The sequence below is a fragment of the Blautia sp. AM42-2 genome (genome assembly GCF_003480245.1).
In the GTDB taxonomy this organism is placed as follows: Bacteria; Bacillota; Clostridia; order Lachnospirales; family Lachnospiraceae; genus Fusicatenibacter; species Fusicatenibacter saccharivorans.
The window spans coordinates 65081-89030 of record NZ_QUIM01000003.1 but is presented as its reverse complement, the minus strand read 5'-3'; the positions used below and the strand labels follow the sequence as shown (position 1 = coordinate 89030).

General features: G+C 48.8%; 18 protein-coding genes and 1 other annotated feature. Of the genes, 1 reads left to right on the top strand and 17 read right to left on the bottom strand.

Annotated elements, in window-relative coordinates:
* From rpoB to DW915_RS16545, 11 genes are all read right to left on the bottom strand, one after another.
* Positions 1-3840 (bottom strand): DNA-directed RNA polymerase subunit beta, encoded by a 3840-nt coding sequence (gene rpoB / locus DW915_RS05670; protein ID WP_118741759.1) that lies wholly within the window; start codon positions 3838-3840, stop codon positions 1-3.
* A gap of 347 nt (positions 3841-4187) precedes the next feature.
* A complete protein-coding gene (locus DW915_RS05665) occupies positions 4188-5738 on the bottom strand; it encodes a carboxylesterase/lipase family protein (protein WP_118741758.1) in 1551 nt (516 codons plus the stop codon).
* Positions 5739-5903: 165 nt separating this feature from the next.
* On the bottom strand, positions 5904-8402 hold the full coding sequence (locus DW915_RS05660; protein WP_158581027.1) for a GH39 family glycosyl hydrolase: 2499 nt from the start codon (positions 8400-8402) through the stop codon (positions 5904-5906).
* 114 nt (positions 8403-8516) lie between these two features.
* The gene (locus tag DW915_RS05655) at positions 8517-10190 is read right to left on the bottom strand and encodes an alpha-glucosidase (protein ID WP_055266937.1); all 1674 of its coding nucleotides are present in this window, start codon (positions 10188-10190) and stop codon (positions 8517-8519) included.
* Positions 10191-10339: 149 nt separating this feature from the next.
* The gene (locus tag DW915_RS05650; RefSeq protein ID WP_158581026.1) at positions 10340-12034 is read right to left on the bottom strand and encodes a CocE/NonD family hydrolase; all 1695 of its coding nucleotides are present in this window, start codon (positions 12032-12034) and stop codon (positions 10340-10342) included.
* A gap of 4 nt (positions 12035-12038) precedes the next feature.
* The gene (locus DW915_RS05645; RefSeq protein WP_022462826.1) at positions 12039-12338 is read right to left on the bottom strand and encodes an AtuA-related protein; all 300 of its coding nucleotides are present in this window, start codon (positions 12336-12338) and stop codon (positions 12039-12041) included.
* 4 nt (positions 12339-12342) lie between these two features.
* Positions 12343-13695, bottom strand: a complete 1353-nt coding sequence (locus tag DW915_RS05640; RefSeq protein ID WP_118741755.1) for an acyclic terpene utilization AtuA family protein — start codon at positions 13693-13695, stop codon at positions 12343-12345.
* A 195-nt stretch (positions 13696-13890) separates the two neighbouring features.
* Complete coding sequence (locus DW915_RS05635) at positions 13891-14373, bottom strand: helix-turn-helix domain-containing protein (protein ID WP_055220827.1); 483 nt, start codon at positions 14371-14373, stop codon at positions 13891-13893.
* A 270-nt stretch (positions 14374-14643) separates the two neighbouring features.
* Positions 14644-15018 carry a 50S ribosomal protein L7/L12 gene (gene rplL / locus DW915_RS05630; protein WP_118741754.1) on the bottom strand — a complete coding sequence of 125 codons (375 nt, stop codon included), beginning with the start codon at positions 15016-15018 and terminating at the stop codon, positions 14644-14646.
* Positions 15019-15089: 71 nt separating this feature from the next.
* Entirely contained in the window at positions 15090-15599 is a 510-nt protein-coding gene (gene rplJ / locus DW915_RS05625) for a 50S ribosomal protein L10 (RefSeq protein WP_022462822.1), read from the bottom strand.
* Positions 15600-15636: 37 nt separating this feature from the next.
* Positions 15637-15781: a sequence feature (ribosomal protein L10 leader region), on the bottom strand.
* Between the two features lie 415 nt (positions 15782-16196).
* A complete protein-coding gene (locus DW915_RS16545) occupies positions 16197-16292 on the bottom strand; it encodes a DUF5605 domain-containing protein (protein ID WP_416822253.1) in 96 nt (31 codons plus the stop codon).
* 13 nt (positions 16293-16305) lie between these two features.
* Here DW915_RS16545 and DW915_RS05620 point away from each other — a divergent pair, with 13 nt between their 5' ends.
* The gene (locus DW915_RS05620) at positions 16306-16536 is read left to right on the top strand and encodes a hypothetical protein (RefSeq protein ID WP_158581024.1); all 231 of its coding nucleotides are present in this window, start codon (positions 16306-16308) and stop codon (positions 16534-16536) included.
* 295 nt (positions 16537-16831) lie between these two features.
* Here DW915_RS05620 and DW915_RS05615 read toward each other — a convergent pair whose 3' ends face one another.
* From DW915_RS05615 to DW915_RS05590, 6 genes are all read right to left on the bottom strand, one after another.
* Complete coding sequence (locus DW915_RS05615; protein ID WP_118741752.1) at positions 16832-18619, bottom strand: glycoside hydrolase family 2 protein; 1788 nt, start codon at positions 18617-18619, stop codon at positions 16832-16834.
* Positions 18620-18814: 195 nt separating this feature from the next.
* Positions 18815-19027 (bottom strand): small, acid-soluble spore protein, alpha/beta type, encoded by a 213-nt coding sequence (locus DW915_RS05610; RefSeq protein WP_055220834.1) that lies wholly within the window; start codon positions 19025-19027, stop codon positions 18815-18817.
* Positions 19028-19299: 272 nt separating this feature from the next.
* Positions 19300-19584, bottom strand: a complete 285-nt coding sequence (locus DW915_RS05605; RefSeq protein ID WP_118741751.1) for an HPr family phosphocarrier protein — start codon at positions 19582-19584, stop codon at positions 19300-19302.
* A 188-nt stretch (positions 19585-19772) separates the two neighbouring features.
* A complete protein-coding gene (locus DW915_RS05600; protein ID WP_118741750.1) occupies positions 19773-21149 on the bottom strand; it encodes an MATE family efflux transporter in 1377 nt (458 codons plus the stop codon).
* Between the two features lie 121 nt (positions 21150-21270).
* Entirely contained in the window at positions 21271-22344 is a 1074-nt protein-coding gene (gene hisC / locus DW915_RS05595) for a histidinol-phosphate transaminase (RefSeq protein ID WP_118741749.1), read from the bottom strand.
* Between the two features lie 161 nt (positions 22345-22505).
* Positions 22506-23948 (bottom strand): TrkH family potassium uptake protein, encoded by a 1443-nt coding sequence (locus tag DW915_RS05590; RefSeq protein ID WP_118741748.1) that lies wholly within the window; start codon positions 23946-23948, stop codon positions 22506-22508.
* Between the last annotated feature and the right edge of the window lie 2 nt (positions 23949-23950).

Genomic DNA, 23950 nt, shown 5'->3' with positions numbered 1-23950 from the left:
TTACATGTCATCATCTGAACTTTCATCCAGATCAAGATAAGAGTCTTCTTCTTCATCCTCTTCCACATCTACCATTTCTTCTCCGTCAAACTCTTTCTTGGAGAATCCATAGTCACCAAATCTCTCGTCCTCTCTGTCAGAGTAACGGTCTCCCTCGATGATGTGGTTCAGATTGGTATCACCGTAATCAACTGATTCCATAATTTTAACTTCGGTATTGTCATCACGCAGTACGCGGACATCGAGTGCCAGGGACTGCAGCTCTTTCAACAATACTTTGAAGGATTCCGGAATACCAGGCTCCGGAATATTGTCGCCCTTGATGATGGCTTCGTATGTCTTCACACGGCCAACCACATCGTCAGACTTCACAGTCAGGATCTCCTGCAGCGTGTAGGATGCACCGTACGCCTCAAGAGCCCAAACCTCCATCTCTCCGAAACGCTGTCCACCGAACTGAGCTTTACCACCCAGAGGCTGCTGTGTAACGAGGGAGTATGGGCCGGTAGAACGTGCATGGATCTTATCGTCTACCAGGTGATGCAGTTTCAGGTAATGCATGTGTCCGATTGTCGTTCTTCCATCGAACGGCTCACCGGTACGTCCGTCGCGGAGCTGTACCTTACCGTCTCTTGCGATATCAACACCCTTCCACAGTTCTCTGTGATCCAGATGCTCTTCCAGATACTGATATACTTCCGGAAGCAGAATATCTTTATATTTCTCGGAGAATGCATCCCATTCCATGTTTACATAATCGTTTGCCAGTTCCAGGGTATCCTGAATATCTTTCTCGTTTGCGCCGTCGAAAATCGGGGTGGATACGTTAAATCCAAGCGCTGCTGCTGCAAGGCTTAAGTGGATCTCCAGCACCTGTCCGATGTTCATACGGGACGGCACACCCAGAGGGTTCAGCACGATGTCCAGCGGACGTCCGTTCGGCAGGAACGGCATATCCTCTACAGGAAGCACACGGGAAACGACACCCTTGTTTCCGTGACGACCAGCCATCTTATCGCCGACAGAGATTTTTCTCTTCTGTGCGATGTAGATGCGGACTGCCTGGTTTACTCCAGGAGAAAGTTCGTCGCCGTTTTCACGGGTAAATACTTTGGCGTCCACGATGATACCATACTCACCGTGCGGTACTTTCAGGGAAGTATCACGTACTTCTCTTGCTTTCTCGCCAAAGATGGCACGGAGCAGACGCTCCTCTGCGGTCAGCTCAGTCTCTCCCTTCGGAGTTACTTTTCCGACCAGAATATCACCGGCACGTACCTCTGCACCGATGCGGATGATTCCACGCTCGTCCAGGTCTTTTAAGGCTTCATCGCCGACACCCGGAACGTCTTTTGTGATCTCTTCCGGTCCAAGCTTGGTGTCACGGGCCTCTGCCTCGTACTCCTCGATGTGGATGGAAGTGTAAACATCATCCTGTACCAGACGCTCGCTAAGAAGAACGGCGTCCTCGTAGTTATATCCTTCCCAGGTCATAAATCCGATCAGCGGGTTTTTACCAAGTGCAAGCTCGCCCTGGTAAGTAGACGGACCGTCTGCGATTACTTCGCCGGCCTCTACATGGTCACCTTTAAATACGATCGGTTTCTGGTTGTAGCAGTTGCTCTGGTTGCTTCGCATGAATTTGGTCAGATGGTAAACATCTTTTGTTCCGTCATCATTGTTCATGCGGATCTCGTTGGAGCAGGAGTAGGAAATGGTTCCTGCTTTTTTTGCAACGACGCAGACACCGGAGTCTACGGCTGCTTTTGCTTCGATACCGGTTCCTACTACAGGAGCATCGGTGATCATCAGCGGTACGGCCTGACGCTGCATGTTGGATCCCATCAGCGCACGGTTCGCATCGTCGTTCTGAAGGAACGGGATCAGCGCCGTAGCAACGGAGAATACCATCTTCGGAGACACGTCCATGTAATCAAACATGTGCGGCTCGTAGGACTGGGTCTCATCCAGATAACGTCCGGAAACGTTCTTGTTGATGAAGTGTCCTTCTGCATCCAGCGGCTCATTTGCCTGTGCTACATGGTAATTATCCTCTTCATCTGCGGTCATGTAGACTACTTCGTCTGTAACACGCGGATTTTTCGGATCTGATTTGTCAATTCTTCTGTATGGAGCCTCAACGAAGCCATACTCGTTGATGCGCGCATACGATGCCAGAGAGTTGATAAGACCGATGTTCGGTCCCTCAGGAGTCTCGATCGGGCACATTCTTCCGTAATGGGAGTAGTGAACGTCTCGAACCTCGAATCCGGCACGGTCACGGGACAGACCGCCAGGTCCAAGGGCGGAAAGACGTCTCTTGTGCGTCAGCTCTCCAAGCGGGTTGTTCTGATCCATGAACTGGGACAGCTGGGAAGATCCGAAGAACTCTTTGATTGCAGCTGTAACCGGTTTGATATTGATCAGGGACTGCGGAGAAATTCCGTCGATGTCCTGTGTTGTCATACGCTCACGTACCACACGCTCCATACGGGACAGACCGATGCGGTACTGGTTCTGAAGCAGCTCACCTACGGCACGGATTCTACGGTTGCCCAGGTGGTCGATATCATCGGCATTTCCTGCGCCGTATTCCAGATGCATGTTGTAGTTGATGGAAGCGAAAATATCTTCCTTTGTGATATGTTTCGGAATCAGGTCGTGGATGTCACGTTTGATCGCCTGTTTGATCTCTTCGATATCGGTATTCTCCTCCAGGATCTTTTCCAGAACCGGATAGTATACTTTCTCGTTGATGCCAAGCTCTTCCTCGTCAACATCTACCCATGCTTTCAGATCTACCATTAAGTTGGAAAGAACTTTTACGTTTCTCTCCTCGGTCTGGATCCATACATACGGTACTGCTGCGTTCTGAATCTTGTCTGCGAGTTCCAGAGTAACGGTGGTGCCTTTTTCTGCAAGGATTTCACCGGTGGACGGATCTACAACATCCTCAGCGAGGATCTGGTTGCGGATACGGCTGCGCAGCGCAAGTTTCTTGTTGAATTTATAACGGCCTACCTTTGCCAGGTCATAGCGACGCGGGTCAAAGAACATGCTCATGATGAGGCTCTCTGCATTTTCTACTGCGAGAGGCTCGCCCGGACGAATTTTCTTGTACAGCTCGAGAAGACCTTCCTGATAGTTGGTGGAAGTATCTTTGGTGAAGCTTGCAAGAATCTTCGGCTCTTCACCGAACAGCTCTACGATCTCTGCATTGGAGCTTACTCCAAGTGCACGGATGAGGACTGTGATCGGAACTTTTCTGGTACGGTCTACGCGGACATAGAAGACGTCGTTGGAATCGGTCTCGTACTCCAGCCATGCTCCACGGTTCGGGATTACGGTACAGGAGAACAGTCTCTTTCCGAGCTTATCATGTGCGATGCCGTAATAAATACCAGGGGAACGTACCAGCTGGCTGACGATTACTCGCTCTGCACCATTGATAACGAATGTTCCTGTTGCTGTCATCAACGGCAGATCACCCATGAAAATTTCGTGCTCTGTGATCTCGTCTTTTTCCTTATTATATAATCTTACTTTTACCTTTAACGGTGCCGCATAAGTAGCGTCACGCTGTTTACACTCTTCGATTGAGTATTTTACGTCATCTTCACACAGTGTAAAGTCTACGAATTCAAGGCTCAGCCGTCCGCCGTAGTCGGAGATTGGTGAAATGTCATCAAAGACTTCCTTGAGTCCGCTTCTCAGGAACCAGTCATAGGAATCCTTCTGGACTTCAATCAAGTTGGGCATTTCCAATACTTCTTTTTGTCTCTGGTAACTCATTCGCATACTTTTTCCGGTAGGTATCGGACGTATTCTGTTTTTCTCCATTGACGTTGTCACCCCTTGTGTTATAATATATTTATTACCGCTCATGCCTGAACAAAAGGTTTTAGGCATATCTTGCCATAATAGTGCATTTTCTAGATTATCATGTTTTTTCAAGTGTGTCAACAAAACAGATTGTATTTTTTTAGTACAATCTGTTTTTTACTGGTTTTTCCGCCGGGACCCTGTTAGAATAGTACTTTAGATGTGATTGAAAACACTGAATTTTCAGAAAAAAGCCGCCTGTTTGATTTTATTTGTCAAATCAAACAGGCGACTTTTTTTATTTGTCAAAGCGGATATTCGCAATCCGATCCAGATTCCGCTTATGCCGCATTGAACTGTTCCTTTTAATGCTGAATATTGTCGGTCATCATGTCCATAAAGCTCCATGGCTTCAGAACTTTGTTGATTTCCGCAAAGACTTTATCGTCATAGTTGTGTTTTACTTCGGTCTTTTTATCAAACACCATGGTATCCGCATCCTCTGCTTCTGTTTCCGGCCAGTGCGGGAGTCCCTCGTGATCCGGGGTTCCGTTCTTTGCAAAGGCGAGCAGGGCGCCAAAGATTTCGCTTTCCAGTTTATCACTGACATCCGGGATTCCGCAGATTTCTACGAGATCGCTATTGCCGAAGAAATACGGGATGTCGGAGCAGTGCCATGCCGGTTTGCCGTTCTGGAACGGGAATTCCAGGGCGAAGTTGTAGAGATATGCTTTGCCGCCGCCTTTTGCGAACAGTTTGGCAAGTTTTACGGTAGGCTCACGCATTGCGCGGTCGATCGCAAGAACATCTACACCGTTCTTCTCCGGATATGCTTCTTTGAAAGCGTCCAGAACCTTTTCGGCATTGTCTCCATAAACCTTTTTGAGGATTTCCAGAATCTCTTCCGCTGTCAGTTTGTTCTTATCATAAGCTGCTGGTGCAAACGTTGCGAACTCGCCGTATACGGTTCCGATCATCATCGGAATCTGATGTGCATGCTCACGGAAGCCTGCGTCGAATGGATTTCCGCAGAAGTAATCGCCCTTTTTCGGGCCGCCGCCGATGTAGCCGCCATTCTGTGCGATAGCCGGGGATACCTTTGCATATGCTGCGGCAAGCTGCGGATACGGTACGGTTTCCAGCTGCGCCACATCATCAAAGCCAAGCTCTTTCATCATTGCCGTGACAATCTCTGTTCCGTCTTTTTCTCCTGCGCCGAGCGGATCCCCTTCCATCACACCGCTCATGACAAGGCCTTTCTGGAACAGGCCGTCTGCTGATGGAATCTGCATCAGGTCAATCACCTTCATTCCGCCGCCGGACTGGCCGAAAATGGTTACATTCTCCGGATCGCCGCCGAACAGGGCGATATTGTCATGTACCCACTGCAGGGCTGCTACCATATCGGCGTGGCCTGCGTTTGCGGAGTTTTTGTATTTTTCCCCAAACGGAGACAGATCCAGATATCCTAAAATATTCAGTCTGTGGTTGACAGAAACAAGAATCGAATCACCTTTCTTTGCGATGCTGACGCCGTCATACGCAACCTGCTCAATGGAAGATCCCGCTGCGTATCCACCGCCGTGGAACCATACGAGAACCGGTTTTTTGGCTTCCGGATCGAGTTTGTTTGTCCAGATATTTAAGGACTGGCAGTGCTCATCCTGCGGCCAGTAGCGGTGCGGAACCATAAGCTCGCCGTTCGGTGTATCCTGATTCTGGAGCGGGCATACAAAACCATAGTTTGTTGCGTCTTTTACGCCATTCCATTTGGACGGAACCGGCATCTGGAAACGGTCTGCGTATGCATACGGAATTCCTTTGTAAATGTAAACACCGTCATAAAAATAACCTTTTAAATCGCCGGATGTGGTATGCAGCACCGGCACGCCATCGTAATCAAATATTTTCCCCATTTTGAAATACCTCTTTTCTGTAGAATTTAGCATTTATGTTGTTTTCAGTATAAACAATATTTTCGTCCTTTTCTACTCGAATTACCGCAAGATCTTCTTATATTGTTGCTTTTTTTCCACTCTTTCTCTGTATTCTCCCACCGCGAGTGCAATTTTTTGAAGATTTTACAGAATCTGCTCCACCTCAATCAGCGCCGTCTCGTGCGGCTCCAGGCGTTCCTGCACCGTGAGGCTGCCTTCCGGGTCGGTTTCCTGCTCCCAGACACGGTATTCCGGGTCCGCACTGTGGCACAGCATCGCGCGCTCCATCCGGTTCATCCGCTCCGGAGCTCCCATCCGCACCCACGCATCGTAGCTGCTGCCGTGCTCTTTCGTCACTTTATACAGCCGCAGGCAATATTTTCCCGGTTCCAGTCCGGTCAGCTTCACTGAAAAGGTCCGGATTTCCCCCATATTGAATACGCGGTAACGGTCCGTGCGGGAAATATTCACGGCATGGCGGTAGCGGTACAGCATATCGTAGTGAACATAGTTGTACAGGTAAATCTGGCTTTGGTTTTTCTCCGGCTCCGTGCTGATAAAATAGCCGTCCCCACGCTTCACCAGACGAGATCCCATTCTGCCGAGCAGCCGCAGCGCAGTGCAGACCGCCTTTGGAATGCCGTTCATCGTGAACAGCCCAAAACCTCCATGATACGTTTCCCGCGCCGGAAATACTTCATCTAAACGGTCATTGACCGAGAAATACGCAATTCCCTGCAGCGCCTCTTCATTTTCCAGAAGATTTTTAAACAGCCATGCCGCTTTATAACAGGTATCGTTGCACAGATCCCTCTGCCAGATGTTGCTGCTGCACTCATCCACCAGAACCGGCAGTGCACCAAGCCCAGCCTTCTGCAGCAGACCTTTTACCTTCTCCCCGCGGTTCCGCAGAAAATCCGGGTCGCGGCTCACAATCATATTGATGCTCTCGTTGTTCTGGATCAGATTCATTTTCTCCTCTTCCTCTCCATAGATCACCGTGCCAAACGAGCGGAATGCAAAAATTTCCGGCACACATTCCTTTTCCTTCATAGTTTCGATAAAGGCTTTGAGATGTTCCTCCGGTCCAAGGCCAAAGGAAAGACATGTTACAAGATCCGGGCTCACACGTTTCATCTCCTCGTACGATGCTTTCCACGTCCCAAAGAACTCATCTCCTCCATCAATCGTGATCACGTCTCCGCTGATCCACGGGTTGAAAATCCAGCGCCGCATCTGGTTGATTCCATACCGTTCCCTTAGATGTTCCATCAGGTTTTTAATCAGCATGCGCCACTCAGCCAGATCTCGCGGAGAGCTGCTTAGCGCCGGACGCATCGTTCTTCCCGGGTCTGTTTTTGCCAGCAGCAACGGCATATGACCGAATTCCAGCAACGGCTTCGCTCCCGTGGAAAGGATGAAATCGATCACCTCATCAATATAGTTCCAGCAGAACTGAATCTCGCCCCACATATTCCGCCGAAATACGCACATATCATCATCAAGAATTCCTTTTACGCGGATCAGCTCATAGCCGAGCTCCTGCACCAGCTGTTCCAGCTCATCCTGCACCTCGCGGTTCAGCACACTTGCCGCATAGCCAGCATTGATCACGCGCTTCCAGTGGCCTGCCACTCTTGGTTTCCGTCCGTTTACTGCCACCGTCACGGAAACGGCACTCTCATTTGTCGTCTCAATCTCCTGCTCCGTGACCGCTGCATACTGCAGGAGACTCTGGAAAATATCATGGTCTCCCGCCGCCTCTTCCCGCTCTTTTCCTTTCTTTTCACGCTGTTTTACTGTATATTCCATCTGCTTCCGGTATTCGCTCGGTGTCATACCGCGGTATTTGCGGAATGCGCGGATCATCGCCGTCTCATTGACAAATCCATTGTGATAGGCAATCTCCGTCAGCGTTGCGCCGCTGTGCATTTCCTGTACGGCATGCGCCAGGCGCACCTGCGTCACGTACTCCCGAAATGATACACCGAAATACTGCGGAAAACTCCGTGAAATATAGGCACGGCTCAGATAAAGATGATCCGCCATATCCTCCAGCGTAATCTCTTCCCGGCAATGCTGCAGAATATAGTCTGATGCCTGCTGAATGCGTTCCCGTCCGCCCCGGCCCTGTTCCACCTTTTCCCCGGATGTAAAGTAAGAAAGCAGATCCTCCAGAAGCGCCGTCACACGGCTTTTCATATAGATCGGTTGTTCCTCATTATTCTTGTACATCTCAAGAAAGATCCGTGCCATATCCCGCCGGATCAAGTCAAATTTTTCCTGCTGATCTTCCATATAAAAAAACGACTGACATTTGACTTCACATTTCAGCAGCTTAATGTGAAATGAAGCAATCGTCTCCGCTGAAACGCAGAGCGACAGGGCAAGTCCGTCTTCGTCCAGATCCAGGTCACAGATCTGAAACCGGTTGATCGCAAAGATAGATCCCATCGGGAGATTGTGAACTTCCCCGTCCTCGTAGCTGACTCTTCCCCTCCAACGAAGCAGAAATAAAAGTTCAAAATCCGGATTCCACAGTTCCCGTTTCTTCTCCGGCCGGAGTAGCCGAAAACGGAATCCCGGCATTTCCTGTTTTGTTCCTCTCATCATTATGTCTTCGTCTCTGTTGTCTCTTTCCATTCCACACCTCATAATAGATTTTTTTCTATTGTATTGTACCACAAAAAAGATCCCACAAAAAGATCTTCTCCTTTTGTGGGACCGATTTTTCGGTTTTTGTTTTAGTTTTTGCAATTATTCCTTCACCTTCAGAACCAGACACTGATACGGCTGCAGACGGATCGTTTCCTCGCCTGCCTCGCAGGTGTCATAGTTATTCAGAAGTACTTCTTCGATTGTATCTGTAAATGGCAATGTAATGCCATCCGCAAGAGAAGTAGTAAGGATCAGAATATTATTCTTCTCATCCTTCCTGCGATACGCCAGAACGCCGCTCACCGTCTCGTATTCCGGAATCAGCGTTCCGTAGAGGAAGGTTTCTTCCAGATCTTCACGTCGTCTTACTGCCACCATTTTGCGGTAGAACCACAGCAGGGAATCAGGATCTTTTTCCTCGGCCTCATAGTTCAGTTCCGTATAGTTTTTATTCACCGGGAACCACGGTGTACCTGTTGTGAATCCCGCCTCAGCAGATGCATCCCACTGCATCGGAGTTCTGCTGTGCTCGCGGCTCTCGCGGTTGATCTGCTCGAGCGCTTCCGCATCCGTTTTTCCTTCGGCAATCAGGCGGTCGTAAATAGCAAAGGTCGGTTTATCGACGAATCCCTGAATGGACTGTTTCGGATCGTCGCGCATGCCGATTTCCTGTCCCTGATACAGGAACACAATACCCGGCAGGAAGAAATTGGTGACCGGAAGCATCTTTTCGCTGTAGCGGTTCTGGTCCTCCGGCATCAGGAACCGGTCGATGATGCGCGTTTTGTCATGGTTTTCGAGGAAGTTGCAGAGCATGCCGCGGCCATCCACGATTTTCTGCGCCGCAAAAAGCTGATCGCGATAATCGTCAAACAACGCCACGGTATTGCCCCATTTCGGGTTACGCACATTGTCGAGGGTGTGACAAAAATCGAAAACGGACGAGAAACTGCCGTTTTCCCCGATCACATCCTCCACATCCTCCGGTCCCATGTGATCGTACTCTCCGATCGTCAGCGCATCGGTCGGCGCAAAGGTGCGCTCCTTCATTTCACACAAGATATCAGCAAGACCGTCTACGTTGTTAAAATACTCGAACGCCATATTGTACTCGTCCGGTCCATCCGGCGGAAGGTTGGTGTACTGATAATTCTTTTTCAGATGGCTGATCGCATCAAGACGGAATCCGCCAAGTCCCAGATCCATCCATTTTAAAATCATCTCATAAATTTCTTCCCGCAATTCCGGATTCTCCCAATTGAGATCCGGCTGCTCTTTTGTGAAGATGTGGAGGTAATACAGGTTATCATATCCCGGTACTTTCTCCCATGCGCTGCCGCCAAAAATCGACCGCCAGTTGTTCGGCTCTTTGCCGTCTTTTCCTTCCCGGAACACATAATACTTTCCGTACTTTCCAAACGGATCTTGGAGTGCCGCCTGAAACCACGCATGCCGGTCAGAGGAATGATTCACGACAAGATCCATCAGGATGCGGATGCCGCGTTTTTTTGCCTCCGCGATCAGCTCCTTCATGTCCTCCATCGTTCCAAACGACGGGTCGATATCCATGTAATCGGAAATATCGTATCCGTTATCCACCATCGGGGATGCAAACACCGGGCAGAGCCAGATGACATTGGCTCCCAGCTTTTCTATTTTGTCAAGATGACGGATCACGCCTTTCAGATCTCCGATGCCGTCCCCGTTGGTATCCTGAAAACTCTTCGGATAAATCTGGTATCCAACCGTTTTGTGCCACCACTTTTTCTCCATTGCTTTTCTCCTGTTCATTTTGTTTTTATAATGCGGGCCGTTCTTTAGGTTTACCGCAAAACCTATAGTGTTTTCACTATATCACAAAAGAATGGATTATGCTACTTTTTCTTTTTGATTTTTCCCGATGTCCGCTTTACCGTTACGGCTCACTGTTTTTTCATCAGCGGCAAAATCACGCAGGAAGCAGCTTTTCCGCCCATATGAATGGTCTGATGTGCAATTTTATTCTCCGTTTTTTCCGACCACAGCCCTTTCTGATTGCTGTGAACATGATACTGCGGGAAGTCGGAGGAGGAAACATCTACACGAATGCGGGAACCCTTTGGAATCGTGTATACAATATTCCACATAGTAATCTGTACCTCTGCCACGCTGCCCGGTTCATAGGCTCCGGCCTCCGTTTTTCCCTGCTCCAATGTTGCAATCGAGGAACGAATGTTGTACGCTTTTCCTTCCGGCGTTACCTCCATGATTTTAGCGGTAAATGCCGTATCCTCGCAGTCACTTTCCACAAACAGACGGACGGAAGCTTTTCCGTTCAGCGTAAAAGTTTCTTCCAGCGGTTCTGATACAAAACTCAGGACATCCTCACGATAGTCCGGTTCCGGCTGAAGATGGCTGCCGATCTGCGGCATCGTATGCAGAAGGGCTTCTCCGCCGATACTCTCGACCGGAGTGGCCGGGTCAAACGTGTAGTTTCTCGTTTTTCCCCGTTCCGGCGCGTCTTCCCGCAGTGTTTTCTCATCCAGATACAGCGTCATGCTTCCCGCAGTTCCTTCTTCTCCCAGTCCGTCGGACACGATGTCAATCCACCGGTCCGCTCCGATTTCATAGGCACGGATCCGCTGTGTTGGGATTTCTTTTTGTTTCAGCGTCAGCTCAAACCATTCCAGCATCTTTGGAATTTCTTCATTCTGCGGGTGCAGCACCTCTTTATCTTCAAGACAAATCTGGAAAAAGTGGTTCCATGCACCGATTTCCAGCCAGCTGTGCTGTTTCGTCTCCTCATTCAGTCGCTCCCACGTTTTCATACTGCTGCCGTGGTGATGATCGTACCAGCCGCTTAAAAGATAAATCGGAACCTTCGTTTTTGATGGAATTTCCCGCAACTGTTTCCACCAGCCCGTCTGCCAGAGTGCCGCATCCGGGCTCGGGCTTGTGATGTATTCGCGGTAGGACGGAACACGCTGTCCCCACAGCGCCTTGTCCACTTCAATCTGCGGCAGATAACGGCAGCTTTCGCGATAGTCAGCATTCACTGGTTTTTCCGCATTTTCCATCGACCATGCGGTCAGGATATCGTGGCGGAAGCAGCCCTTCTCGTAGGCTGATACAAAACGATCCGTTCCATAGTCCTCCAGAAACATTGCGGCAACTTTCCCCTCCGCGGCATCAGCGAACGCCCAGCCGGTCATGCTTGTGTAGGAATGGCCCCAGTAGCCTAAGATTTCGCACCATGGCTGCTCCACAAGGTAATCCATGGTGTCAATGCCATCGTTCCGCTCATTGATGTTTGGCTCCCATTTTCCTTCCGACTGCTCTCTGCCGCGGCAATACTGGTAGACATACACATAACCTCTGCACGCCAGTCCCTCACCGTAGGCACGGTGAATACGGTCGTTGCCCGGATAGCAGGTACGAGTCAGGATGACGGGATATTTCTTGTTTTCTCCTGATCCGCCTTCCCTTGGAAAATAATAGATTGTATGCAGCTTCACACCATCGCGCATCTCGATCTGGCTGTCTTTTCTTTCAAACGCTGCACAGCTTTCGGAAACGCCGCTTTTCGCAAACTGTTCCTCCACGCGTTTTACCGCAGCCGCCATAAAATCTTCTGCCATTGCCCTAGACCTCCATTTCCAGCAGTGCCATGCCGAGTGTCTTTCCATGTTTGTCCAGCGCCAGCGATCTTGTGACACCGCCGCCGAGTGTCTTGTCGAGGACAAAGTTCAGCGCATGGATTCCGTCCAGTTCGTAGCGGGTTACTTTTCCGTGGCAGATTTCGCGGAAGTATTCTGCTACGCGTGCTTCTGTTACTTTTTCTTTCAGCATTTCATAATTGTTCTCATCATATGGGATCACCGAAATATTGGAGATCTCGCCTTTATCGCCTGTTCTTGCATGTGCAATCTCTTTTAATTTCATCGCCTTATACCTCCCGGAATGTGACTTTTGCTTCTACTGCATCGCGCGGCACAAAAATTGAGCAGACCGAGACAATCTCGGACACCCGTTTCACTGCTCCGCCGCCTCCTGCGGGACCGTTGGTATAGAGAGCCTCCACCTCGTTTGCCAGCAGAACGGCATTTTTCCGGTCTTTCGTTCTGCCTGCGGCGCGGAGACGCACTTCACACAGAGTTCCACTTCCGATCTTCTTGGAAATTGCATCACGATACAGGGAATTGCATCCGATAAAATCAGTACGGTACTCTTCCAGCTCGATGCCTGTCAGTTCAATCCGCTTCTCCAGAATCTCCGCCGCCAGCTCCGCCCGTGCCATACAGTTGCTTCCGCCGTAGGAAATTTCACCCTCACCGATGAAGCAGTCCTTGTAGCCGACGCTCACTTTCAAAGTTTCCGGTCTTCCATGCGTTGTCGCATGCTCGGCGCGAACCTGGTTTTCCCCGATCTGCCGGAACGTCACCTTTGAAAAGTCCGCTGTTGCATCCGGGGTCAGGTAAGCCTTTGGGTTGTGGATTTCGTAGATCATCTGCTCTTTACAGGTATCCACACTCACCAGTCCGCCACTTCCCTCGACCTTTGTCACGGTAAATGCGCCTGTCTCGTCAATCTCAATGAGCGGAAATCCAAGTTTCCACAGATCCGGCACATCCTTGTAGCCCGGATCCGCAAAATAGCCGCCTGTCACCTGTCCGGCACACTCCAGCAGATGGCCTGCCAGAACCGCCTGTCCCATCTGATCCGGGTTGTCGTCAATGTTCCATCCGAACTCATGTACCAGCGGTCCGATCGTCAGTGCAGGATCGGAAACGCGACCGGTAATGACAAGATTGGCACCCTCTTCCAACGCTTTTGTGATGCCCTCCGCACCCATATAGACATTCGCAGAAATCAGAACATCTTTTTTCTCTTTTAACAGCGTGCCATCCTCCAGCACTTTTTCATTTTCATACTTATCCAGTTCGTCTGTAATATCATCGCCGGTCACACAGGCAATCTTCAATCCACCGACACCCAGTTTTCTGGCAATTTCACACGTCCGTTCTGCAGCAGATACCGGGTTGGCAGCTCCCATATTGGTAATAACTTTTACTTTGTTTTTCGCCATCAGCGGGAGAATTTTTTCCATTCGGTAGTCGAGCAGCTGGTTGTAACCCTTCGACGGATCTTTCTCTTTGTCCTGCTGCCCGATCGCAACGGTGCGTTCCGCCAGACACTCGAAAATAATGTAGTCCAGATTTCCTTTTTCCATCAGCTCCACTGCCGGCTCAATGCGGTCTCCCGCATAGCCTGCGCCGCTTCCGATTCTGATTTTTTTCATGTTCTATGGCCTCGCTTTCTTTGATCTGAGATCATTGTAATGCGATATCCGGGCAGATACTACAAAAGGGATCGTAATTTCTAAAATTTTAGAAATCATGATCCCTCTTTTATGTGAGTTCTGTTACAGCAAAGACAGAAAATACCACAAAGCCCCAAAGCTGCAGAAATTCCGGCATTTCATTCTCCTTCTGTCTTATTCTTTGATTTTATTGTATAACGTTGCCAGCGAAATTCCGAGTTCCTTTGCCGCTTTTTGCTTCCCCTCCATATCCCGTCCGTACAGCAACAACGTATTTTGGATCTCCTGCCGTTCAAAGCGGCGCACCCGCTCTTCCAGCGTCATGTGAGCCTCTGATTCCCGTTTTTCAAACTGTACGAGACTCGTCACAATTGAGATGCTTCCGCGGATCTGATGCTCTTCCCAGATCGGATAAACACTTGCAAAGTATTCCTGCGTTCCCTCTCTCCGCACCATTCCCTCGACCGGGATGCCGCTCCAAATGACTTCCGGAGCAATGGCAGATTTGCGGTAATCCGTGATTTTATGACCTTTCGCGGTTTCAAGCGGAACGCCGATGAAATCGCTGTAGACTTGATTGAAGAACACAATCCTGCTGTGCTGATCGCAGATCAGGATTCCCTGCTGTAAAGATTCCAGAACGGAATGTACCTGCATTTTTCGTTCCTCCCGTTTTCTCTTTCTGTACTCTCAGAGTCTTTCTGTCATGAGGATATTTAGCCCTTATACTCCTCCGTAAATATCTTGTATGAATAGATCACATTCTCAATTTTATCTCCACGGTCGCAATTACATTTTGATATCACATGGCATCACCATACCTTCCGGCAATTTTTAACTTTATTGCCACAAAGTATGGACTCACTTCAAAAAAACGCACGGCAGGAAATCCCGCCGTGCGTCCATAGATTCTGATTTACGCTTAAATTATTTAAGAGTAACTTTAGCGCCTTCAGCCTCAAGTTTAGTTTTGAGCTCTTCAGCTTCTGCTTTGGAAGCACCCTCTTTGAGGACTTTCGGAGCACCGTCAACTACTTCTTTAGCTTCTTTCAGGCCAAGTCCTGTAGCTTCACGTACAACTTTGATAACTTTAACTTTGTTCGGGCCAACCTCTGTCAGCTCTACGTCGAACTCGTCTTTCTCCTCAGCTGCTGCTACATCGCCTGCTGCTGCTGCAACTACAACGCCTGCTGCTGCGGATACGCCGAACTCTTCCTCACATGCTTTTACAAGATCGTTTAACTCTAATACAGATAACTCTTTGATAGCGTCAATAAACTCTGCGGTTGTTAACTTTGCCATTTTATTTTCCTCCTTGGATATTTTCTGAATAATGTTCTCAGGCTGCGTATTTCACGCTGCCCGCTTGAGGCTTAGGCCTCTGCTGCGCCGCCTTTGGACTCTGCGATCTGGTTGAGGACGCGAGCCAGGTTTGCGATCGGGGACTGGATGCTTCCAAGCAGTTTGCCAAGAAGTTCTTCTCTTGACGGAACGTTTGCCAGTGCTTCCATTCCAGCTTTGTCGTAGTAGTTTCCTTCTACAACACCAGAAACCATCTCCAGCTTCGGAGTGGTTTTTGCAAATTTAGCGATGATTCTTGCCGGAGCTGTTGCATCGTCCTTGCTGATTGCGATAGCGTTTGTACCATCCAGGTCTTTGGTAAGAGACTCAAAAGCAGTACCAGCGAATGCACGTTTCATCATTGTATTTTTGTATACTTTGTAATGAACGCCTGCTTCTCTTAACTCTTTACGCAGCTGAGTATCCTGAGCAACGGTTAATCCGCTGTAGTTTACCAGCAGCACGCACTGTGCGCCTTCTACCTGTGCGCTGATCTCTTCCAGGACCGGCTTCTTCAGATCGATTTTTGCATTGATTGCCATGATTGCACCTCCTTGTAGTATTTCGTACCTACGCTTTGGAAGTATAAAAAAAGCTCTTCGCGAAGATTGGCGAAGAGATCTCAAAATTCCATAACATGAACCTTGTGTAACTTCTCCTCGGCAGGCGTTTGAAACTTACGCCTTGCGGCACCTGCTGTCTTCGGCGTGATACAGGTGGTATGATATCATATGTGAGGCGGGTTGTCAAGATCAAAATGAATTTTTTTCATATTTGTGCAACTTCATCAAAATATACGTTCTGTTTTTTTCAAACCGTTTCTACACATATCATGTTATACTTATTTTGTTGTCTCACCTACACCAAGGCAACTTGGAAAGGAGGTGACGTTGTTGGAGCCTATTACTTCGCTTATTGTTTCCGTTATGGCAGGTGTGATTTGCCACCTCATCTGCAAATGGTTGGACGAAAACGATTAAAAGGACAACCAGCCTAAAAGTTTAAGCCGCTTTACGGAATAGAAAACCCCGGAGACTGCCATCTCCGGGGTTTTCGTTGTTGAAACCTTTTAGCTTCGCTTTGCCTACGGCAAGTATATCATATGCAGAATCGAATTTCAAGATTCCTCTCCCACATTTTTATTTCACTTTTACCAATCTCACCGCCATATACGATCTTGACGGCATGTCGATCGTGAATTCTCCGCTGTGGCGGCCTGCCGGGGTGATCGTCATGTTCCAGGTGTCGATGATTTCCGATGAAGACATCCTGAAGCTCAAAGATCTGCCGATCTGGTTTACACACGCAAAAACCGACCCCGTTGTCGTTCCGGATGACTTTGTCGTTCCGACCTATGAGCGTCTGGCAAAGGTCAACCCGAATGCACACTTTACCTACTGGGACAAGGTACTCGATCACACCGGAACCCAGAAAAATGCAGACGGCACCCCATTCGAATACATCGGCCACTGGTCCTAGATCCCGATGCTGAACGATGAGTGTGTCCTCGATTATGACGGCAAACCGGTTATGACGGACGGAAAAGAGACTCCGATTCTGGAGTGGATGGCTGCACAGAAAAAAGCATAACACAGCACTTGCCGGATTCTCCGCCTACGGCGGATTGTTGCAGTAAAAAAACAGATGGTATGAAATCGGACTTCAAAGCTGATTTCATACCATCTGTTTTTGTCTATTCTTGTCTTTTTTTCTCTGTTCTGTTTGATATCATCAACCGTGCAAGTCGGCTGATCTTTTTGAAAAGCTCTTGCCCCTACTGTTCTTTTCTTTTCAGCTCTTCATAAAATTTCTGCAGCACATAAAATGCCGGTTTGCGGTACTTTTTGTCCTCAGAGAGCAGCCCCTTCCGGTTATAATATTTCTGGATCAGGCTTGTTCTGCGCGGGCAGCGGAAGTCGTAGAGAATCCATGGGGTCATGCCCTTGATGTAGTCAATGTTCCGCAGCGTTGCAATCTGTTTTTCGTACACATCCGCCTGGCATTCCTCGGTTCCTTTGTCCGAGATGGTTCCATGGTGATGCGGCAGCGCGTCTGCGCCGAACTCCGTTACGATAACCGGCTTGTCCGGCTGGCTGTTTTCCATCAGTGCCGGCAGCATCGCAAAATCCGGGGTGTACCAGCCGCAGTACTCGTTGATGCCGATGATGTCAAGGTATTCCATCAGACGGTCCTCAATCTTATTTTTCGCAGCATTAACCAGGCAGGCCGCAGACACCATTCGCGTCTCATCCTCCCGATGCGCGCATTCTGCCAGTACGCTCATGAATTTCAGCCGTTCATCCGTATCGGCATTCTCATTTCCGACAGACCAGATGATCACGCTCGCGCGGTTCCAGTCACGGTTGATGAGTTCGCGGAGCTGATTCTGGGCATCCTCATATGTTTTTTCACGTTCAAAACGAATTGCCCAGTAAACCGGAATTTCCTCCCACAAAAGAAGCCCAAGCTCGTCGGCGAGTTTTGCCATTTCTTCGTTATGCGGGTAATGTGCAAGGCGCATGAAGTTGCATCCCAGTTCTTTCGCAATGCGGATATTTTCGATCCGTTCCTCTCTTGTCAGGCCTTTTCCGTTTTCCACGCTGTCTTCGTGGCAACTGATACCACGCAGGAAAACGGGCTCTCCGTTCAGCAGAATGTCTCTGCCGTTCACGCGAATTTCACGAAAGCCGACCCGGTCGCTGACGGTATCGGTTCCACAGGTTACTTTTACATCATACAGCTTCGGTTTTTCCGGTGTCCAAAGCTCCGGTTTTGCATCAAAAACAACTTCTCCGGCTCCGTTTTCCAGCTGGATTTTCCGGCTCACGCCAAGCTCCTCGATGACAAGCTCTGCCTTGGCTGTGATTTTTTCCGACAGTGTCACTTTCGCTATAACATGTCCAAATGTTCCGTCCGGCACAAGCGCAATTTTAAAAGTTTTGATATGGCATTTCGGAACACGGATCAGTGCGATATCGCGGTATACGCCGCAGTAGTTGAACCAGTCGGTATTCTCGGTCGGCACCTGCTCCGGCCGTCTCGTTCCGTCAACAGCAAGCACGATGCGGTTCTCCGCTTTCAGGTATTCTGTGATATTCCAGAACGCCGGTGTCGATCCGCCGCGATGCATACCGACGTATTTTCCGTTTAAGAAAACGCGGCACAGATAATTGGCTGCGCCCACCTTCAGAAAGACTGTTTCCTCTCGTTCTGCGATATAGGAAAATTTTCTCGTAAAGACCATTCTTCCCTCATACAGGAGATACATCGGATCGATGGTATTCCAGCTGCACGGAAGCTGCATCACCGGCCACTCGTCAAAGGAATAGTCGATTGGCACAGTGAAGCCTTTTTCGTCGCGGTATCTCTCTTTGTACCATTTCTGGCGCAGACAGGTATCGTACTGATCGACTGCATAATGCCAGCCGCCGTTCAGCAGCTCCTCTCTTCTTCCCCCTTCAAATATCATCGTGTCCACTGTGGCAAATCCCGTTTCGTACTGTTCGGTATAATCCTCGAGATGGATATCCGACATATACTTTTTCTCTTTTTTTGCTTCCATAAACTTTTCCCTCACTTCTCCAAACGATCCGAAACACGCTCTGCGAGTTTCTCAGGGTATCGCGGCAGTCGCCGGGTCTCGTGCTGACACGGACTTTGGCGCGGCACCACCCATTCCTTGTTTTTATTATAACGCTTTCACAGGAAAAATCTATGATCAAAACTGTTGAGGATATTGCAAAAATTGCGGTACCGCTTATTTTTCTTCGTTTTCGTTCTTTCCTTCCGCCGCCATCTGCCGCTTCCTCCGTGTCACAAGGCCACCGATCCGGCCCGTTTCTTTTGCCGTGAGTGATCGCCAGCCGTCATTCAGCACGCGTTCTAAAAGCCCCAGCTCACCTGCGATTTCGTATTTCATTTTCTCCTTCTCCGTCATATGTTCCAGATCAATTTTCTTCTGCCTTGCCATTTTTTCTGCACTCCTTTTCTCTGCATTTTTGCTTTATCCAGAGTGTAGACACTTTTTTCCGGCCTTATACCTCCTGTTGTCAAACGGATATTCGCAATCCGCTTCGCAGCTTATCTTTTCATCCCTGCTTTCGAAATCCCCCCCCGAAGGCAGGAATCTTTTATCTGCCGCCACACAAAAACCTCGCTTTTTGAAATACGGTCCGGTTTCCCATTCCGTTTTTTCAAAAAGCGAGGTCCTTTTCTTTATTTCTATTCTATGTTCCTATCTCCTCACTCCGGCGTCTCTCCGAGCCCGCTTTTAATTGCAGCAACGGCAGCCTGAAGTGCTTCCTCTTCATCCTCCCCGCTGCTGCAGATCTCAATGATGTCTCCCTGCCTGATTCCTGCGGCGACGATACTCAAAATACTCTTTAAGTTAACCGTTCCCAGCATCCCGTTGTTTTCATAGGTAAACGACATGGAAGATTTGTACCGGCTTACACTGTTTGACAAATTTACCGCGTTTAAAAGATGCAGACCTGACGGATTGACAATCGTTACTTTTTCACTTACCATCTTACGTTCCACCTGTCTTTCCTTTGTAATCCGCTCATTTTTCTTTGAAAAATGGCTACTTACTCATTTTTTGCCGTGTCCCGAGTTCAAAAATCCTCCTGCAAGCTTTGCCTGCATCGGTTTTTTGACCTTTTGACACTGATATTTTCATGATAGCACAGTTTTGTTAATACAGTTTGAACATTCTGTTAGATACTCCTCAATTCTTTCCGCTTACTCAGCTGACTGAAGAACAGGTAATAAATAAAGTATGCAATCGTTGTGATTACCCACGACAGCGGATAGCAGAAGGCAGCTCCTTTTAAGGAGTGGAAATGCGGCAGAACCGCCGTCATCCACACGATACGTACTCCACAGATTCCTATTCCGGTGATAAACATCGGAATCCATGCATCTCCGACACCACGGAGTGCACCGGAAAGGATTTCGATGGAAATGTAGGTAAAAAAGGTCGGAACCAGGAAATGGATCAGTCCGTGACAGATTTCACGCACAGCCGTATCTGTGGTAAACAGAGAAATCAGTGTATCACCGATAAACCACATAAACACAACCATCAGACCCGTCATCAGGAATGCCATGATCATGCTGGTGCGCACACCGCGGTGTACACGATCCATCTTTTTCGCACCGTAGTTCTGACCGACAAAGGTTGTCGCCGCAATACCGAGCGCATTGATCATCATCCAGAAAAGACCGTCCACCTTTCCGTAAGCCGCCCACGCAGCCACATTGTTGGTTCCCAGCGAGTTGACAGCAGACTGAATGATCACGTTCGATACCGAGTACAGAATCGACTGTACGCCTGCCGGAAAACCAATGCGGATAATTCGTTTCAGCATAATCCAGTCGATGCTGATTTTCCGCAGATGAAGCCGGTAAATGTCTCTGGTCCGCATCAGAGAGCCCATAACAAGAACCGCACTGATGATCTGCGACAGAATGGTCGCAAGCGCCGCGCCCATAACACCCATCTGCAAACCGACAACAAATAAAAAGTCAAGCACGATATTGGTCATACAGCAGATGATCAGATACAGCAGCGGACGTTTCGAGTCGCCGACCGCACGCAGGATACCGGAACCCATATTGTAAATCAGGTTTCCGATGGTTCCAAGGAAATAGACACGCATATAAATCAACGCATAGTTTACAACGTCATCCGGCGTGCTCATCAGATCGAGCATCCATCTCGAGCATCCAATGCCGACTACCGTCAGCACAATACCTCCGAGAATGGAAAAGGCAATGGACGTGTGCACTGCCCACTGAACCTTGTCCTCTTTATTGGCTCCGTAATGCTGTGAAATAACAACTGTCGCACCACTCGAAAGGCCGACGAAAAATCCGACCAGCAGATTGATCAGCGTACCTGTCGTTCCGCCGACCGCCGCAAGTGCCTGTTTTCCGAGAAAGTGTCCGACAATCATGGCATCTGCCGTGTTGTAAAGCTGCTGGAAAAACGTTCCGAACAGAATCGGCAGGAAAAAGATCAGAATCTGCTGCCAGATAACACCCTCTGTAATCTGATTTACCTTTACTACTTCTTTCTTCTCTTTGTTCATACCCAAATACCTTCCAAAACTGCCGCTGGATCTCATATCCGAGTCCGACGGCAGTCCCCCTTTAAAATTTTCTTCTGCTCCTTTGCAGATACTTTTCTTCTGTTTTATATTTTTTGCTGTTTCATCCCTCTTTTAAGTAATCTTTCAAAAATTCAAACAGCGTCTGCATTTCTTCCCTCGTACCAATCGTAATACGCAGATAATTGTCAATACGGGGTTTTTCAAAATACCGCACATAGATATGGCGTTCCCGGAGTGCCTGAAAAATCTTCCCGGCCGGTACGCTTTTGTGTGTTGCGAAAATAAAGTTCGATTTCGAATCCTCGAAAGAAAATCCAAGCTTTTTCAGTTCCTCCTTCGACCATTCTCGCGTTTCCATCACTTTTTTCACCGTCTTGCGGAAATATTCCACATCGCGGATCGCTGCGGCTCCGGCGGCGATTGTGGTCTGATTCATGGTGTAGGAATTGAATGAATATTTCACATCGTTCAGATACGAAATCATCTTCTCATTTCCGATTGCATAGCCGATGCGCATGCCGGCAAGCGAACGGGATTTTGATGTTGTCTGCACAACCAGCAGGTTTTCATATTTTTCCAGCAGCGGCTGCGCAGTGGCTGCTCCGAAATCCACATATGCCTCATCCACAATCACAACCACATCCGGGTTGTGCTGTAATATCGATTCGATCGCAGAAAGCGAAAGCTCCACACCCGTCGGTGCATTCGGGTTCGGGAATACGATTCCGCCATTTGGATGGTTTTCTGCAAAATACTGCTCCGGCACAATGCAGAAATTTTCATCGAGCGGGATCTGCTCGTACGGAATGCGGAATTCCTCCGCCCAGACATCGTAAAAGGAATACGTAATGTCCGGGAAAAGAATCGGTTTGTCAGAGTTAAAATACGTCATAAACGCCATCGCCAGAACATCATCCGAACCAACGCCGACAAAAACCTGCTTTGTGCTTACGTGGTAGACATCCGCAATCGCCTGCACCAGTTCTGCCGCGGTCGGATCCGGATAGAGACGGAGGGTATCCTCTTCTGCTACCCGTCTGATCGCCTCTGCGGCTTTTGGTGACGGCGGATACGGATTCTCATTCGTATTCAACTTAATCATGTCAGCCTCATGCGGCTGCTCGCCCGGTACATACGGCACAACTTTTCTTACATTCTTTTCCCAGTTACTCATAAGTTCCTTCCTTTCTGCCTGTGGTCAGGAAATGCACCCTGACTTTATTCCGTCTTTCTGTTTTTTTGGAAAACCCTGTGAATCGTAACCATTTTTTCTTTTCCTTCTGCTCCGGCAGTTTCCCGCCGACGCAAAGTCCCTCTTTTTCCCGGTGAACCGCTTTATCCTCTCTTCTTCCAGGTAGACGGATAGAAAAGGATCAGCATCGGAAACAGTTCCAGACGGCCTGCCAGCATATCAAAAATCAGAATCAGCTTGGAAACCGGACCGTATCCAAAGAAGTTACTGGTCGGTCCTACCAGGTCAAGACCAGGTCCGATGTTGTTCAATGTTGCGGCAACTGCCGTGAAGTTTGTCTCGAAGGAAAATCCATCCACACTGATGATCAGCATGGAAAAGCTGTAGATCACCAGATAAACAATCAAAAATACGTTGATCGCCCGCAGAACCTCATGCTCTACCGGGTGATCGTCGAAACGGATGCGTTTGATACTGCGCGGATGCACGATCGAACCAAGCTCTTTTTTCACGGTTTTTAAGAGGATCAGGATTCGCGAAACCTTGATTCCGCCTCCCGTTGAACCGGCGCAGGCTCCGATGAACATCAGCATCACCAGAATACATTTTGACAGCTCCGGCCAGAGGTCAAAGTCCGTTGTGGAATAACCCGTTGTCGTGATAATCGATCCGACCTGGAAAAAGGCGGTTCGTACCGTCTCACCGATGGAATGGTACATCGGGTAGGTATTCCAGGAAATCACGCCTCCTGCCAGAAGGATAATCAGGAAATACGCTCTTACCTCCTGGGACGAAATGGCGGCCTTTCCCTTTTTGCAAAGCATCAGATAATAAAAGTTAAAATTCACACCGAACGCAATCATGGCGATTGTCAGAATCCACTGCTGCAGTGGTGTGTACACTGCACAACCGCTGTTCAACACGGCAAAGCCTCCTGTTCCGGCAGCTCCCATGGCGAGTGTGACAGAATCAAATGTCTTCATGCCGGAAAGCAGCAGGGCAGCAATGGTAAAAAGTGTCATGCCAAGATAAATCTGATACAGAATTTTAGCGGTTCCGCGCACTCTCGGAACAAATTTGGAAACAGTCGGTCCCGGGCTCTCTGCCTTCATCAGGTTCATGACGGAACCGCCCTTCATCGGAAGCAATGCAAGAATGAACACAAGAACGCCCATACCGCCAATCCAGTGGGAAAAGCTTCTCCAGAACAGGCTGGCGTGTGAAAGTGCTTCCACATCGCTCAAAATGCTGGCTCCTGTCGTTGTGAAACCGGAAACGATCTCAAACAGCGCATTGATATAAAACGGAATTTCCCCCGTAATTACAAACGGCACCGCTCCGAAAACACCAAGGACAACCCAGCTTAACGAAACGCAGACAAATCCGTCGCGGGAATAGATTTCCATATTGGACGGTTTTCTGAAGCAGAGGATCAGACCGGCCGCAATGCAGAGCAGTCCCCAGATAAGATACGCAAAGCCTGTCTTTTCCTGATACATGGCTCCGACCAGCGCCGGAAGCAGCATCAGCATACCTTCCACTTTCAGCACCCAGCTGATGACAAAACGAATCATTTTATAGTTCATAA